The 15,363-nt window shown below is 42.0% G+C and carries 13 protein-coding genes; 2 read left to right on the top strand and 11 right to left on the bottom strand.

The window, feature by feature from the left end:
- Window positions 1-81 precede the first annotated feature (81 nt).
- The 7 genes from LX92_RS17570 to ilvD all read right to left on the bottom strand — a co-directional run bounded on the left by LX92_RS17570 (window position 82) and on the right by ilvD (window position 9,351).
- Window positions 82-1,659 (bottom strand): NADP-dependent glyceraldehyde-3-phosphate dehydrogenase, encoded by a 1,578-nt coding sequence (locus LX92_RS17570; protein ID WP_109653442.1) that lies wholly within the window; start codon window positions 1,657-1,659, stop codon window positions 82-84.
- Window positions 1,660-1,778: 119 nt separating this feature from the next.
- Window positions 1,779-3,029 (bottom strand): threonine ammonia-lyase IlvA, encoded by a 1,251-nt coding sequence (gene ilvA / locus LX92_RS17565; protein ID WP_109653440.1) that lies wholly within the window; start codon window positions 3,027-3,029, stop codon window positions 1,779-1,781.
- Between the two features lie 110 nt (window positions 3,030-3,139).
- The gene (ilvC, locus tag LX92_RS17560) at window positions 3,140-4,615 is read right to left on the bottom strand and encodes a ketol-acid reductoisomerase (protein WP_109653439.1); all 1,476 of its coding nucleotides are present in this window, start codon (window positions 4,613-4,615) and stop codon (window positions 3,140-3,142) included.
- A gap of 44 nt (window positions 4,616-4,659) precedes the next feature.
- Window positions 4,660-5,187 (bottom strand): acetolactate synthase small subunit, encoded by a 528-nt coding sequence (gene ilvN, locus LX92_RS17555; protein ID WP_109653437.1) that lies wholly within the window; start codon window positions 5,185-5,187, stop codon window positions 4,660-4,662.
- A 91-nt stretch (window positions 5,188-5,278) separates the two neighbouring features.
- The gene (locus LX92_RS17550) at window positions 5,279-5,860 is read right to left on the bottom strand and encodes an O-methyltransferase (RefSeq protein ID WP_109653435.1); all 582 of its coding nucleotides are present in this window, start codon (window positions 5,858-5,860) and stop codon (window positions 5,279-5,281) included.
- Window position 5,861: 1 nt separating this feature from the next.
- Window positions 5,862-7,595, bottom strand: coding sequence for a biosynthetic-type acetolactate synthase large subunit (gene ilvB / locus LX92_RS17545; RefSeq protein WP_109653433.1), 1,734 nt, complete (start codon window positions 7,593-7,595; stop codon window positions 5,862-5,864).
- Between the two features lie 79 nt (window positions 7,596-7,674).
- A complete protein-coding gene (gene ilvD / locus LX92_RS17540) occupies window positions 7,675-9,351 on the bottom strand; it encodes a dihydroxy-acid dehydratase (protein ID WP_109653431.1) in 1,677 nt (558 codons plus the stop codon).
- 360 nt (window positions 9,352-9,711) lie between these two features.
- On the opposite strand from ilvD, the gene LX92_RS17535 reads away from it, so the two are divergent.
- Together LX92_RS17535 and LX92_RS17530 are read left to right on the top strand one after the other, a co-directional pair.
- Window positions 9,712-11,076, top strand: a complete 1,365-nt coding sequence (locus LX92_RS17535; RefSeq protein ID WP_109653429.1) for an aldehyde dehydrogenase — start codon at window positions 9,712-9,714, stop codon at window positions 11,074-11,076.
- Between the two features lie 4 nt (window positions 11,077-11,080).
- Window positions 11,081-11,809, top strand: coding sequence for a nitroreductase family protein (locus LX92_RS17530; protein ID WP_109653427.1), 729 nt, complete (start codon window positions 11,081-11,083; stop codon window positions 11,807-11,809).
- Window positions 11,810-11,858: 49 nt separating this feature from the next.
- Here LX92_RS17530 and LX92_RS17525 read toward each other — a convergent pair whose 3' ends face one another.
- From LX92_RS17525 to LX92_RS17510, 4 genes are read right to left on the bottom strand one after another with little or no spacing between them, the layout of a single operon-like run.
- Window positions 11,859-12,698: a 5-oxoprolinase subunit C family protein gene (locus LX92_RS17525; protein WP_109653425.1), complete on the bottom strand. Its 840-nt coding sequence runs from the start codon at window positions 12,696-12,698 to the stop codon at window positions 11,859-11,861.
- Entirely contained in the window at window positions 12,691-13,425 is a 735-nt protein-coding gene (pxpB, locus tag LX92_RS17520) for a 5-oxoprolinase subunit PxpB (RefSeq protein ID WP_223308397.1), read from the bottom strand. Before pxpB ends, LX92_RS17525 begins: the two co-directional genes overlap by 8 nt.
- Window positions 13,425-14,168: a 5-oxoprolinase subunit PxpA gene (pxpA, locus tag LX92_RS17515; RefSeq protein WP_109653421.1), complete on the bottom strand. Its 744-nt coding sequence runs from the start codon at window positions 14,166-14,168 to the stop codon at window positions 13,425-13,427. Before pxpA ends, pxpB begins: the two co-directional genes overlap by 1 nt.
- Entirely contained in the window at window positions 14,169-15,362 is a 1,194-nt protein-coding gene (locus tag LX92_RS17510; RefSeq protein ID WP_109653419.1) for an Nramp family divalent metal transporter, read from the bottom strand.
- Window position 15,363 lies beyond the last annotated feature (1 nt).

The following is a 15,363-nucleotide window of genomic DNA, read 5'->3' as shown; positions in this document are numbered from 1 at the left end:
ACGTAGTCATATAAAAAAAGCCTTCCTGTTATGGGAAGGCTTTTTATTTTCAATCCTGATTATCGCAGGAATGGTACTTCATTAAAGAATATAATCCGTACTTACGAAGTTGGAAAGCTTGGCTTCCAACAATTTTTCCACAATCTCGGTATTTAGATCATTATCCTTAAAGGCCACAAAAGTCCGTATAGAGAATGAGCGCAAGGCATCGTGCACACTCAAGGTGGACTGGGCGGAATCCTTTCTTCCAGTAAACGGATAAACGTCTGGTCCCCTTTGGCAAGAACTGTTTAGGTTTACTCGGCATACCAGGTTCACTAAAGTATCGATCAATGGGGCTACGGCATACACATCCTTACCAAACAAACTCACCTGTTGTCCATAATTACTTTCTGCCATATCGTTCAACGGCTCTTCAATATCACTAAAAGGTACGATAGGGATAATCGGTCCGAATTGTTCTTCTTGGTATACACGCATATCCTTGGTTACCGGATATAAGACCGCTGGCCAAATATAGTTGTCAAAGCGTTTTCCTCCTTTTTTATTCAGGATTTTTGCTCCTTTAGCTACGGCATCATCAATAAGTTCCTGAATATAGTCTGGTTTACCGGGTTCTGGTAAGGGTGTCAAATTCACTCCATCATCCCAAGGATTCCCAAATTTCAAGGCATCTACACGCTCCGCAAATTGGGTATTGAAACCGTCCACAATATTTTCATGGGCATATACTACTTTTAGGGCAGTACAACGTTGTCCGTTAAAAGACAGGGTACCCGCCAAACATTCCTCAACGGTTAAGGAAAGATCCGCGTCTGGTAATATAATAGCCGGATTTTTCGCCTCTAAGCCCAACACCAATCGTAATCGGTTACTTTTAGGGTGTTGGTTTTGCAGGGCATTGGCCGATTTACTGTTTCCGATCAAAGCAAGTACATCTACCTTACCGGTCTGCATAATAGGTGAGGCTACCGCCCTACCCCTACCGAAAAGGATATTCACAACGCCTTTAGGGAAACTGCTTTTAAAGGCATCGATCAAGGGAGCGATCAATAACACCCCATGTTTCGCAGGCTTGAATATGGTCGTGTTCCCCATGATGATTGCGGGAATCAAAAGGGCAAAAGTCTCATTCAAAGGATAATTATAGGGACCTAAACACAAAACCACACCAAGTGGCCCTCTTTTGATATGGGCATAGACACCGTCCTGTTTTTGAAACTTGGCCGCATCACGATCCATTTGTTTATAATCCTCAATAGTATCGTAAATATATTCCACGGTACGGTCAAATTCCTTTTGGGAATCGGGCAGTGATTTGCCAATTTCCCACATCAACAATTTAACAACTTCCTCCCGCTTGGTTTTCATCTTCTCGACAAATACTTCCATACAGGCGATACGATCCCTAACCAACATGGTTGGCCATGCCCCCTGACCTCTATTATAGGCTCCGGTTGCTGCATCCAAGGCCTCCAGAGCTTCCTTTTCCCCCATATCAGGTATGGTTCCAAGCAAGGTAGGTTTATATTTTTCAGTACTGGAAATAGTGGAATATACCTCAGAAACTTTTCCTGTCCATTCCTTTAATTCCCCATTGACCAAATATGTGGTCTGGTTCAAGGTTTTCGTAATTTTATATTCAGATGGTATTGCCATACTATTTAATTTTTAAGATTAAAATTCTATTACAAAATTATGGGTTTAACGATAAAGAACAACCAAAGAATACTTAAGAGTTCATTTTTATAATAAATACTTCCCTAAATGTGACACTACTACACCAAATACTGGAATAAATCGGGTTTATCATTCAAGTACTCCCCATAAAAATTATCGGCCTTCATTCGTTGGATCAAAGGAGCGAGGTCAGCCGGACTCTTCAATTCGATTCCCACAATGGCCGGGGCATTCTCCTTGCTCGACTTTTTGGAATACTCAAAATGGGTAATATCATCGTCTGGCCCCAAGATATCGGCCACAAATTGCTTTAAGGCACCAGGACGTTGTGGAAAACGAACGATAAAATAATGTTTCAACTTTCCGTATAACAAAGCCCGTTCCTTAATTTCTGCCGTACGGGTAATATCATTATTACTTCCGCTGACAATACAAACCACATTTTTACCTTTAATTTCATCGGCATAGGTATCCAATGCCGAAATCGTCAAAGCCCCTGCAGGTTCTACCACTATGGCATCCCTATTGTAAAGATCCAAGATCGTCTGACAGACCTTGCCTTCGGGAATGGCGAGTGTATCGCTCAAATGCTTCCGACATATCCCAAAGGTTAAATCACCTACCCTTTGTACGGCAGCCCCATCGATAAATTTATCGATCTTTTCCAAACGGGTATTCACTCCCTTCCCTATCGATATTTTCATAGAAGGTGCCCCTTCGGGTTCTACCCCTATTATTTTAGTATTTGGGGATAGGGTACTAAAAACACCACATAAACCGGAAGCCAGACCACCTCCCCCTATGGCCACAAAAACATAATCTATTGGGGACGCTACTTGATCAAGAAGCTCCAACCCTATGGTTCCCTGACCTTCAATGACCTTCTCATCATCAAAAGGATGTACAAACGTTTTATGGGTCTCCTTGCAGAATTGTAATGCTGCTTTCGAAGAATCATCGAAAGTATCCCCTTCCAACACTATGGTGATTTTATCCCCCCCGAACATCCTGGTTTGCTCTATCTTTTGTTTTGGGGTTACCGATGGCATATAAATTGTCCCATTGATACCTAGATGATGACATGCAAAAGCGACTCCCTGTGCATGGTTGCCCGCACTGGCGCAAACCACACCATGTGATCGTTCTTCTTGGTTAAGGGAACTCATTTTGTTGAAAGCCCCACGAATCTTATAAGATCGCACACGATGAAGGTCTTCCCTTTTTAAAAGGATATGGGCCCCAAATTGTTTGGAGAGTCGAATACTTTCGTCCAAAGGGGTTACCCTCGCCACCTTACGGATAATATCCGCAGCAGCCTTTATGTCTTCTATTTTTGGAAAATACGTCATATTCAAAGATAAATAGTCCTATCGGCCTATAACCACCAAAAGGATCCCTAAATGAAAAAGACCTGCTAAGTTTTTAAAACCTAGCAGGTCTATATACTACTAATCCATTATTAAACGATAGGCTTCATCGCTGTCATAGAAGCTCTTAAACGGGCTCCAACGATTTCAACCGGATGTTCTCTAAGTGCCTTATTGACGGTAATCAACTTGGCATTGTCAACACCATTATCCTTATCTTCCCCGAAGTGCTTACCAATAACATCAGTATCGATACCTTTCATAAAATCGGCCAATAAAGGTTTACAGGCATGATCGAACAAATAGCAACCGTACTCCGCAGTATCGGAAATTACGCGGTTCATCTCGAACAATTTTTTTCTTGCAATGGTATTTGCGATCAACGGAGTCTCATGCAATGATTCGTAATAGGCCGATTCCCCAATAATACCGGATTCGGTCATTGATTCATAAGCCAATTCCACTCCAGCACGGACCATAGCCACCATTAAAACACCATTATCGTAGAATTCCTGCTCACTGATCTTTACATCACTGGCAGGTGTTTTTTCAAAAGCGGTTTCCCCGGTTTCTGCTCTCCAGGTTAAAAGGTTTTTATCATCATTGGCCCAATCCTCCATCATCGTCTTGGAAAAATGACCACTCATGATATCATCCATATGCTTATGGAATAAAGGACGCATAATGTCCTTTAATTCTTCGGATAATTCAAAGGCTTTGATTTTGGCCGGATTCGAAAGACGATCCATCATATTGGTAATACCACCATACTTTAAACCTTCGGTAACGGTTTCCCAACCGTATTGGATTAATTTTGAGGCATAACCTGCATCGATACCTTTTTCGATCATCTTATCAAAACAAAGGATCGACCCTGTTTGCAACAAGCCACAAAGAATGGTTTGTTCGCCCATAAGATCCGATTTAACCTCTGCAACAAAAGAGGATTCCAATACCCCAGCCTTGTGACCGCCGGTAGCGGCGGCATAGGCCTTGGCCTGTTCCAATCCTTTTCCTTGAGGGTCATTGTCAGGGTGTACCGCGATTAACGTTGGTACTCCGAAACCTCTTTTATATTCCTCACGGACCTCTGAACCTGGACTTTTAGGAGCGACCATGATAACGGTAAGGTCCTTACGGATCTGCATGCCTTCTTCCACGATATTGAAACCATGGGAATAGGATAATGTAGCCCCTTGTTTCATCAATGGCATTACGGCACTTACAACATTGGTATGTTGTTTGTCCGGAGTTAGATTGATCACCAAATCCGCCGAAGGCACTAATTCTTCATACGTACCCACGGTAAACCCATTTTCTGAGGCATTGATATAGGATTGTCTTTTTTCCTTGATGGCCGCTTCACGAAGGGTATAGGAAATATCAAGACCCGAATCCCTCATATTCAATCCTTGGTTAAGGCCTTGGGCCCCGCAACCTACAATTACTATTTTCTTACCTTTTAAAGCAGTTACACCATCTGCAAATTCACTAGAATCCATAAATCTGCATTTTCCCAATTGGGTCAATTGATCCCTTAGTGATAGTGTATTAAAATAATTTGCCATTTTAAATTCTCGTTTTTAGCCCCGAAATCCATCGGGATTGATTATTAATCTTGATAAAAATTATTTAAAAGTTTACTGATCGGCATCTCTGCCTTTGATACCGCAATTCTTCCTGAACGCACAAATTGCATTATACCATAAGGCAATAAGGCCTCGTGCATTTCATCGATCTCATGTCGTCGGCCTGTTTTTGCCAGAACAAAAAAGTCCCTTGCAACCGTTACGATCTGTGAATTGCTATCCTTGATGATGTTCTGTATTTGACGTTCATCAAAGAGAAGGTCCGATGCTACTTTAAAAAGTGCGGATTCTTGATAGATGATTTCATCATCATCATGATGAAAAGCCTTGATCACTTCAATTTGCTTTTCAATCTGCTGCACTATTTTACGTGTCCAATCCTCAGTGGTATTGACAACGATCGTAAATTTCGATACGTTTTCAATTTCCGACTTTGAGACGTTGAGACTTTCTATATTGATATGTCTTTTTAAGAATATCCCTGATATCCTATTCAGTAATCCCACATTATTTTCAGCATACACTGAAATCGTAAACCATTCTTTTTTCATAATAAAAGTAACACTAAGTCTGTTCGAGCGCAGTCGAGAACTATTTTCCAATGATGTTATAGGCCTCTCGACTGCGCTCGAGGGGACCTACTTAATATTTTTTGACCGCAATGACCAATCCGGTGGACCAATTCATTTTAGTAATTATAAAATCTTTTCTTTCTTCCAATAAGGCTACCAACCCATCAACATGCAATTCATGTCCTTCTGGCCAATTGGACTGTGCCTCCATATCATCGATAACATAAAATCCACCAACTTTTACCATGGATAGGATTTCCTCTATTTCAGAATATTTCCCTGGCCATGCATCGGCAAAAATAAGATCAAAGGATTGATTTTCATTTTCTTTGATCCAAGCGGCACCGTCACCACATAAAAGGGATACCCTAGGGTCACTGCCGAAATTTTCCTCTGCTATTTTTATCAATTCCGGGTCATTATCGATAGACACGATCTTCGAACCTTCATCCATCCCATCTATTAACCAGGATAAAGACAAACCCATGCCTGTACCCAGCTCTAAAAACTTTCCTTTGGGCTTTGATGCAACCAACGTTTTAAGCAACGTACCTACATACAGATCTGAAGGCATGGTAAAACCTATTTTCCTGGAGGTTTCTTCCAATGCACTGTAAATCCGTGGTGTATCCTGAATGTTCGAATCGTTCATTCTACTTCAATCTAATTTCCGTTACGCAGGCTCCTGATGGTATCATAGGGAAAACATTGTCCTCCTTCTCAACCTCGACTTCCAAGAAATAGGCATCTTTGGATGCCAACATTTCCGTCACCGAAGCCTTAAGATCTTTTCGTTCAGTGATTTTTTTGGCCGTAATATCATATCCTTCAGCGATTTTGACAAAATTAGGATTGCTCATAACGGTAGAAGCATATCTACTTTCAAAGAAAAGTTCCTGCCATTGGCGTACCATTCCCAAATGATCGTTGTTCAAGACAACAATTTTCACCGGTGTTTTATTTTGGAAGATGGTCCCTAATTCCTGGATGGTCATTTGATACCCACCATCACCGATGATAGCAACAACTTCCCTTTCCATAGCGCCCATCTTGGCACCAATTGCAGCAGGTAAGGCAAAGCCCATGGTTCCCAATCCACCAGAAGTGATATTACTCTTAGACTGTTTGAATTTGGAATACCTACATGCAATCATTTGATGTTGTCCTACATCACTGACAATAACAGCTTTATGACCGGAGGCAATATTGATTTCATTGATTACCTCAGCCATGGTCATACCTTCCTTAGTAGGGTACAATTCGTCTTTTATGACAGCATCGTACTCTATCTTATATCTTTTCTTGAATTCATCATGCCACGCTCCATGATTGTTCTTTTTGATTTTGGGCAACAACAAGCTTAATGTTTCTTTTGAATTTCCCAATACGGGAATATCCGCAATCACATTTTTATTTATTTCAGCAGGATCGATTTCGAAATGGATAACCTTCGCCTGTTTGGCATAGGTATCCAAACTACCTGTTACCCTATCATCGAATCGCATACCAATAGCGATAAGCACATCACATTCATTGGTTAACATATTTGGCGCATAATTACCATGCATCCCTACCATTCCCACATTCATTGGGTGGTCTGAATCCAAGGCGGAAAGTCCTAGGACGGTCCATGCAGCTGGAATCCCAGCTTTCTCGATCAGTTCCTTCAATTCATCTTCTGCATGACCTAGAATAACCCCTTGACCGAATACGATCATGGGTTTCTTGGCAGCATTGATCATTTGGGCAGCGGCTTCTATTGCCGATGCATCGGGTTTTGGCACCGGATTATAACTGCGAATACCCGTACAATGTTCATAACTGAAATCCAATTCATCGATCTGGGCATTTTTGGTTATATCCACAAGTACGGGTCCTGGACGACCCGATCTTGCGATATAGAATGCCTTGGCCAAAATCTCTGGAATCTCCTCAGCCCTTGTAACCTGATAATTCCACTTGGTTACCGGGGTTGAAATTCCAATAATATCAGTCTCCTGAAAAGCATCGGATCCCAATAACTGGCGTGTTACCTGTCCTGTTATACATACCATTGGGGTAGAGTCGATTTGCGCATCTGCCAAACCTGTGACCATATTCGTGGCCCCAGGTCCCGATGTAGCCATTGCTACACCGACTTTACCCGTTACCCTTGCATATCCTTGGGCAGCATGGGTAGCCCCTTGTTCGTGTCGGGTTAGGATATGGGTCAGTTTATCCTGAAACTTATAAAGTTCATCATAGACTGGCATAATTGCCCCACCAGGGTACCCATAAAGTAAATCAACACCTTCTGCCAACAAACAATGTATTATTGCTTCAGCTCCACTTATCCTAATGGTAGCAGGGTTTTTTGCTTCTTTTTTCTTTTCTTTCAAAGTCTCCATAACTATTAACACTTATTGGGCGGTCGTAATCATCACCCCTTAACTCCCCAAATAAGGGGTACATTTCAATTATAATTTCCTAGAATTCATCGGTAACACAACCTTGGGCTGCCGATGAGACAGAACGGGCATATTTATACAATACCCCTTTTTTGAATTTCAATTCCGGTTGTACCCACTCAGCTTTACGCTGTGCAAGTTCGTTTTCTGAGACTTCTACATTGATGGAATTCGTTTCGGCATCAATTATAATGGTATCACCATCCTTCACCAAGGCTATAACACCACCTTCTTGTGCTTCAGGTGATATATGCCCAACTACAAATCCATGGGTACCCCCTGAAAAACGACCATCAGTGATCAATGCCACTTCTTTTCCCAAACCTGCCCCCATAATGGCAGCAGTTGGTTTTAACATTTCGGGCATTCCCGGTCCTCCCTTAGGACCTTCATACCGAATTACAACGACATCCCCTTTTTTTACGAGTCCGTCACGTATACCATCATTGGCATCATATTCACTATCGAATACCTTTGCCTTACCTTTGAAAAGCAGACCTTCCTTACCTGTAATCTTTGCCACTGACCCATTTTCCGCCAAGTTGCCGTAAAGCATGCGCAAATGGCCGGTAGCCTTGATAGGCTTGTCCAAAGGCATAATTACATCCTGACCTTCCTGCAAATCGGGAACATTCTCCAAGTTCTCCGCCAAGGTCTTACCGGTAACCGTCAAACAATCACCATGCAAAAGACCATTCTTCAATAAATATTTCAATACCGCTGGAATACCTCCAACACGGTGAACATCTTCCATCAAATATTTGCCACTTGGTTTTAAGTCGGCGATAAAAGGCGTTGTATCACTAATATGTTGAAAATCCTGCAAAGTAAAATCGATATCTGCCGCCCTGGCAATAGCAAGGAAGTGAAGTACCGCATTTGTCGAACCTCCTAAAATCGTTACCAAACGAATGGCATTTTCCAAGGATTTTCGGGTTACGATGTCCAAAGGTTTAATATCTTTTTCAATAAGGACCCGCATTTGTTTCCCGGCTTCCAAACATTCCGCTTCCTTATCCTTACTGATCGCTGGGTTAGAGGAATTATAAGGCAATGACATTCCCAAAGCCTCTATGGCAGAAGCCATGGTATTGGCTGTGTACATACCGCCACACGCCCCAGCTCCTGGAATCGATTTCTTAATGATACTTTTGAATTCCGATTCCTCCATGGTCCCGGCAACCTTCTCGCCCCATGCCTCAAAAGCCGAAACGATATCCAATTTTTTATGGTTATGACAACCCGAGGCTATAGTTCCCCCATATACCAAAATAGCGGGTCTGTTTAAACGCAACATGGCCATCAAGGCTCCTGGCATGTTTTTATCACACCCAACCACTGTCACCAAAGCATCATAAGACATGCCCTGTACAACGGTTTCCATAGAATCCGCAATAATATCCCTTGACGGTAAGGAAAAACGCATACCCGGAGTTCCCATTGATATACCATCGCTAACACCAATGGTATTGAATATCAATCCGACGGTTTCCCTTGAATTGACCCCTTCCTTCACCAATTTGGCCAAATCATTCAAATGCATATTACAGGGGTTACCTTCGTATCCTGTACTTGCAATGCCGACCAACGGTTTATTAAAATCCTCATCCTTAAAACCAATACCGTACAACATGGCCTGAGCCGCGGGTTGCGTAGGGTCTTGGGTTACATTTTTGCTATATTTATTCAATTCCATCTAGAAAATAATTATTGATGATTTATGCTACCGCATGTTATTTAACAATCAAATATAATTCAATAATGAAAGCTAAATTTTTAACAATGATGCCTGCTCTAAATCCAAGACTTGTATAATCTACACAAAATACTGTTTATCAATTGTTTAACTTGACTTTTTATACCATATTCAATACTTTTAATATCTTAAAAAAGACATGTTCCCAAGTAAAAACCAAGCCTTTCCCATTACAGGGTAAAAGACAAGGGTGGAATTACTTTGGCTTATTGGTAAGCCCTTTTATCCGGATAGGTCCAATAGCGTTGTAAGCATGACGGTCATCTTTTTATTCGCTACATTTGATTTCATTTCAATCGTATGGATATACTTAAAAGACAACGTGATTTTTTTGATTCCCAACAAACAAAAAATTTGGCTTTTCGCAAAAAGGCCCTAAAGGATTTGCAAAAGGAAATCGAATTGAGGGAAGATGCTATTTGTGATGCGTTATATGCCGATTTCAAGAAGCCCAAGTTCGAAACCTTGGCTGCCGAAACCCAGTTTGTCCTTGCCGAATTGAAATTGGCCATAAAGAATCTTGCCTTGTGGGCGCGCCCCGAGCGAAAATCGGGTACGTTATTGAATTGGCCTTCCTCTGATTGGATCTACAAGGAGCCTTATGGTTCGGTTTTGATCATTGCGCCTTGGAACTATCCTTTTCAATTGGTGTTTGCCCCGCTAATCGGAGCCATTGCCGCAGGCAATACCGCCGTGGTAAAACCCTCTGAAGCCACACCCAATACATCAAGGATCGTTCAGGAAATCATAACCACTGTATTTATGCCGGAACATGTGTCGGTTGTAGAAGGTGGTGTGGAGGTCTCCCAACGATTACTCTCACAAAAATGGGACTATATCTTCTTTACGGGGAGCACCCGTGTAGGCAAGATCGTTTACGAAAGTGCGGCAAAGCATTTAACACCGGTTACCCTGGAATTGGGAGGTAAAAACCCATGTATCGTTGATGACACCGCTGCAATAAACCTTGCTGCCAAAAGAATTGTCTGGGGTAAATTTTTAAATGCCGGACAAACCTGTATTGCACCGGATTATATTTTAGTACATAGCCGTGTAAAGGATAAACTTATTGAGGCCTTAAAACGAAGTATTGAACATAGTTTTGGGAAGTCCGTCGAAACCTCCCCGGATTATACCCGTCTTGTGGATGAAAAACATTATAACGGTTTAAAAGCAATGTTGCAGGGCGAGGCTATTTTATATGGCGGGGAGACCAATGATAGCGACAACTTTCTAGCTCCCACCTTGGTCAATGAACCTAAAGTGGATAGCAAACTCATGGAAGGGGAAATATTTGGCCCTATACTTCCAATCATAGCCTATGACAACCATGAGGTTATTCACAATTATATCACTCGTTATGGTAAACCCTTGGCCACCTACGTGTTTTCCACCAATAAAAAATTCCAAAATAAAATCATCACAGAATATGGCTTTGGAGGTGGGGCCATTAATGATACGGTAATCCAAATCACGAACAAGAAACTCCCTTTTGGTGGTGTTGGTGCCAGCGGCATTGGAGCCTATCACGGAAAGTCCTCCTTCGAATTGTTCTCCCATCAGAAGGCAATCATTAAAAAAGCCAATTGGTTGGATGCCCCACTTCGGTATCCCCCCTACAACCTCCCTTTAAAATTGATAAAAAAAGTAAAACATCTTTTTTAAAACCATGGAAAAAACAGTTACAGAAGCAATTGCATATCGCCGTTCGGTTCGTATCTACAAGGATGATGTTGCCTTGGATGACGAAAAAGTAAAACAATGTCTGGTTAATGCCTCCCTAGCCCCAACCAGCAGTAATATGCAATTATGGGAGTTTTATCATGTGACCGACAAAACAAAACTCAAGGCCTTGGCAAAGGCTTGTTTTGACCAACCTGCCGCCAAAACCGCACAGCAATTGGTGGTAGTCGTTACCCGCAAGGACCTTTGGCGTAAACGGAGTAAGGCAAATCTTGAATTTTTAAAAAAGGGGTATGGCAATAAATCGAAGGAAGATTATTCTACCCGGGAAAAATTCACGCTGAAATATTACAGTCAACTTATCCCTACGCTCTATATGGAGTTCTTGGGTATTTTTGGGGCATTGAAATATGTCTTTTTTCAGACTGTAGGCCTTTTTAGACCTATTTACAGGCAAGTACGAAATTCAGATATGCGTATCGTAGCCCATAAAAGTGCTGCCTTGGCTTCAGAGAATTTTATGGTATCGATGGCAGCTATCGGTTATGATACCTGTCCTATGGAAGGCAGTGATACCTTAAGGGTCAAAAAGATCTTAAATCTACCAAGGGGAGCAGAAATCAATATGGTCATCGGCTGCGGCCTACGGGATGATAAAGGGGTTTACGGACCAAGGTTTAGAATACCCTTTGAAGAGGTATACCATAAAGTCTAGGACATACTTTGCCTATTCGTATACCGGAAGATAATTTCAGGTAAGAACCTTAAGCCAATTTAAAAGTAACTTTATCGCCTAATTTCTTTTGTGCCAAAATAGAGATGGCCTTGTCCCTTAATTGTAGGATCCTAGGATATCCCCCGGTTGTTTGTCCGTCTTTCATCAAAACGATCAATTTGCCCGAAGGTGTTAGTTGCACCGTACCCGGCAGTGTCGCGGAAGTCAACATAGACCAATCATGGCCCTTGATCTTTTCGTTGAATTGGTACCCCATCCTATTGTATTCCTTGGCTACGGTAAATTCCTTAATAAAAATATTCTCCAGTTGCTCATCGTCCAATAACTTGAATTCCGGTCCTTTCGAAACTTCCAAAACCTTTTCATCCAAGAGCGATTTTACCTTTAGCTCACTTATTTTAGGTTCAAAATCAATATACGGGTCATACTTCAATTCCTCATGATCTTTGAGTGAACCTCTTTTCGTTATCGGATAATACTGAGATCGGCTTCCCAACACCTCTTTGGTTTTAAAACCGTTCTTAATGGCTAAATAAGCCCTAAAACCATTAATCAATCTACCATAGGAAAGAATATCACCTGCCTTTACCTTATGGACTTTATTGTTTGAAATCGGTTCATTGTTCAGGGTTGTCGCAAATTCCGCCCCAGCCAATGCAATGTACGTATCCCGTTCAAATTGTAAGGTCGGACCCGTCATGGTTATTTCCAAAACGGCTGCATCGTGATCATTCTCCAATAATATATTGGCATTACGAACCACACCTACATCCATTACCCCTGATACGGGAACACCCTTATCGCGATATCCAAAACGCCCCTCATCCTGAAGGGTTGTGTAAAAACCGGATTTCAATACCTTAAACATCCAACTTTATTTTTTCAAATTGGTAAATTCCTACTTCCCCTTGAATCTTATGCAAATCGTATTCCGCACGGGAAATAGCATAAAACTGTATTCGATCACCCACATTCACAAAACAGGGTTCCTCCCTTTTAGCATCAAAGATAGGAACCGAGCAATTGCCGATTATATTCCACCCTCCAGGTGATTCCTGTGGATAAATCCCGGTTTGTTTACCTGCCAGGCCTACCGCCCCTTTCGCAACCTTCTGACGGGGTTCCAAGCGTCTGGGTACTTCCAATTCCTTTGGCAATCCTCCCAAATACATGAAACCGGGCAAAAAACCGATACCGTATACCGTAAAAATATTTGATGTATGCAGTTCAATAATCCTCGCTACCGACTGTCCCAATCTTTCTGCAACTTCCTCAAGGTCTATGGCAAAATCGAGATCATAGCACACGGGCAATTTCCACAAATACCGCAACCTACTTTTGACCCCAACCCGTTCACGATACCAAGTTTTTAATTGTGCCTTGAACATCTGATAATCGATTGTTCGCTCCCTATCTATCAAGGTAAGGGAATTATAGGCCGGAACCATTTCCCATTCCTGTGGTTCCAAGCAATTTTGTTTTAGAAAGGACCTAAATTGAATTATGTCCTCCAAAATAGCATCATCTACTTCATTAGGCCATTCGATCAAAACAGCATGCTCACCAAAGGATCTAATTGAAATCGGATATTCCATCACTTTTTGATATAGATTTGTTGCTTGGGCAATTCCTGCGAAAGATACATTAAAATTTGAAACGCGTTCGGGGTATCTCCATGAAGACAATAGGTGTCTGCATGTAAGACTCGTTCAACACCATTGATCGTTATCACCTTTTCTTTTTCGACCATGGCAACCAAATGATCCAAAACAGCTTTAGGTTCCCTAATGACCGCTGAGGGAAGGCTTCTGGAAACCAGACTTAAATCATCATTATAATTTCTGTCCGCAAAGGCTTCAAACTTTATTGAGAAACCCTGTTCTTTAGCTTTTAGGGCTATAATGGAATCCGGGGGCACATATAATACCGCGGAGGGTTTATAAGGTTCAATGACCGATAAAAACAAATCGGCCAAAGCAGGGTTCTTGGCCAAATCGTTGTAGAGGGCCCCATGGGCCTTTATATGATTTAATGGAACCTGTTCCCTATTTAAAATGGTTGTCAGGTCGCTTATCTGGCGTTGAATATCTTTTTTTAGCAAATCGTCTTCAATAACCATTGTTGTACGCCCAAAATTCCCGCGATCAGGGTACGATGGATGCGCTCCGACAAGCACCCTATGCTTTTTTGCCAATGCCACGGTCCGGGCCATCGATTCAGCATCACCCGTATGTCCACCACAGGCAATATTGCAGGATGAGATCAAAGGGAGAATATCCGCTTCATTGCCTATCCCCTCACCTACATCACAATTGATATCGATAATTATCTTTTTCATTTATAGAAAACCCAATACTTTAATGATACTTTTTACCCCTAAAACCAACGCCAGAACTATGATCACAAAACCTAGTACATTCTGCATTTTAGAGTTTGTATACTTTCCCATAACCGTTGATTTGTTGACCACCCAGAACAGGAAAATAGCGATTACGGGCAGTAATATTCCGTTGGCCACTTGGGCAAATTTTATAATTTCAATCGGTTTGATTCCAAAGGAAAGAAAAAATACCCCCAACCCCAGAATAAACATCCAAACCATCCTAAATCGCTTATCCTTTAGACCGGCTTTCCAGCCAAAACAACTATTGGCAACATAGGCTGCCGCCAAAGGAGCGGTGATAGCGGATGTTATACCTGCCGCGAACAAACCTATTCCCATAAAGTAATGGGCACTATCCCCATATAGCGGTTCCAAGCCTTTCGCCAGGTCCATGACATTGGTTATCTCCCCACTGGGTATGGAAGCGGCCGCAATAACGATGGCCATGGATACCAATCCCCCTAAAGCTATTGCCATTATCGTATCCTTTCGGGCATATGGTAGATCGGATTCGTGCTTCCATTTTTCACTCACTAGGGAAGCATGTAGAAATAAGTTATAGGGTACCACCGTTGTGCCGACCAAGGCCATCATATTCAAGATACTACCTTCTGGTATTTTAGGTACGAAGGTCCCTTTCAATATGGCAACTAAATCGGGTTTAGTGACCATAGCCGTCAGAAGAAAGGAAAGGCTCATAATCAGGACCAAGGCAATAAACACCTTTTCCAAGACCTTATAACTGCCCACAAATAATAATACAAACGCCAAGGTTCCGATGATTATGGGATAATACACCGAATGTTCCGTTCCGAAAAGGGCGTTCATTCCTAAGGTGGCACCGCCGATATTACCTGCTTCATATGCCGCATTACCCAATACTATGGCGGCCAATACAATACCAATAAGCAGTGTACGGACCCATGGAATATTCAATTCGGCCTTTATGGCATCTGCCAAACCATTTTGGGTGATTATCCCCAACCTAGCAGACATTTCCTGTAAAACACCAGTAGCGATGATAGAAAGTAATAAAGCCCATAAAAGTGCAAAACCAAAGCCCACTCCAGCCAAGGTACAGGCCGTTACAGTCCCTGGACCAATAAAGGCCGCTGCCACCAAAACTCCAGGGCCCATTTTTTTAAACATA

The organism is Maribacter polysiphoniae, from assembly GCF_003148665.1.
GTDB classification, from domain to species: Bacteria; Bacteroidota; Bacteroidia; order Flavobacteriales; family Flavobacteriaceae; genus Maribacter_A; species Maribacter_A polysiphoniae.
The sequence above is the reverse complement of the archived record's forward strand: the minus strand, read 5'-3'. Positions and strand labels throughout refer to the sequence as shown.

Excerpts from the sequence above, each read along its gene's own strand:
- LX92_RS17570 (WP_109653442.1), bottom strand. The coding sequence starts at position 1,659 with ATGGCAATACCATCTGAATATAAAATTACGAAAACCTTGAACCAGACC.
- ilvA (WP_109653440.1), bottom strand. The coding sequence starts at position 3,029 with ATGACGTATTTTCCAAAAATAGAAGACATAAAGGCTGCTGCGGATATT.
- ilvC (WP_109653439.1), bottom strand. The coding sequence starts at position 4,615 with ATGGCAAATTATTTTAATACACTATCACTAAGGGATCAATTGACCCAA.
- ilvN (WP_109653437.1), bottom strand. The coding sequence starts at position 5,187 with ATGAAAAAAGAATGGTTTACGATTTCAGTGTATGCTGAAAATAATGTG.
- LX92_RS17550 (WP_109653435.1), bottom strand. The coding sequence starts at position 5,860 with ATGAACGATTCGAACATTCAGGATACACCACGGATTTACAGTGCATTG.
- ilvB (WP_109653433.1), bottom strand. The coding sequence starts at position 7,595 with ATGGAGACTTTGAAAGAAAAGAAAAAAGAAGCAAAAAACCCTGCTACC.
- ilvD (WP_109653431.1), bottom strand. The coding sequence starts at position 9,351 with ATGGAATTGAATAAATATAGCAAAAATGTAACCCAAGACCCTACGCAA.
- LX92_RS17535 (WP_109653429.1), top strand. The coding sequence starts at position 9,712 with ATGGATATACTTAAAAGACAACGTGATTTTTTTGATTCCCAACAAACA.
- LX92_RS17530 (WP_109653427.1), top strand. The coding sequence starts at position 11,081 with ATGGAAAAAACAGTTACAGAAGCAATTGCATATCGCCGTTCGGTTCGT.
- LX92_RS17525 (WP_109653425.1), bottom strand. The coding sequence starts at position 12,698 with ATGTTTAAGGTATTGAAATCCGGTTTTTACACAACCCTTCAGGATGAG.
- pxpB (WP_223308397.1), bottom strand. The coding sequence starts at position 13,425 with ATGGAATATCCGATTTCAATTAGATCCTTTGGTGAGCATGCTGTTTTG.
- pxpA (WP_109653421.1), bottom strand. The coding sequence starts at position 14,168 with ATGAAAAAGATAATTATCGATATCAATTGTGATGTAGGTGAGGGGATA.
- LX92_RS17510 (WP_109653419.1), bottom strand. The coding sequence starts at position 15,362 with ATGTTTAAAAAAATGGGCCCTGGAGTTTTGGTGGCAGCGGCCTTTATT.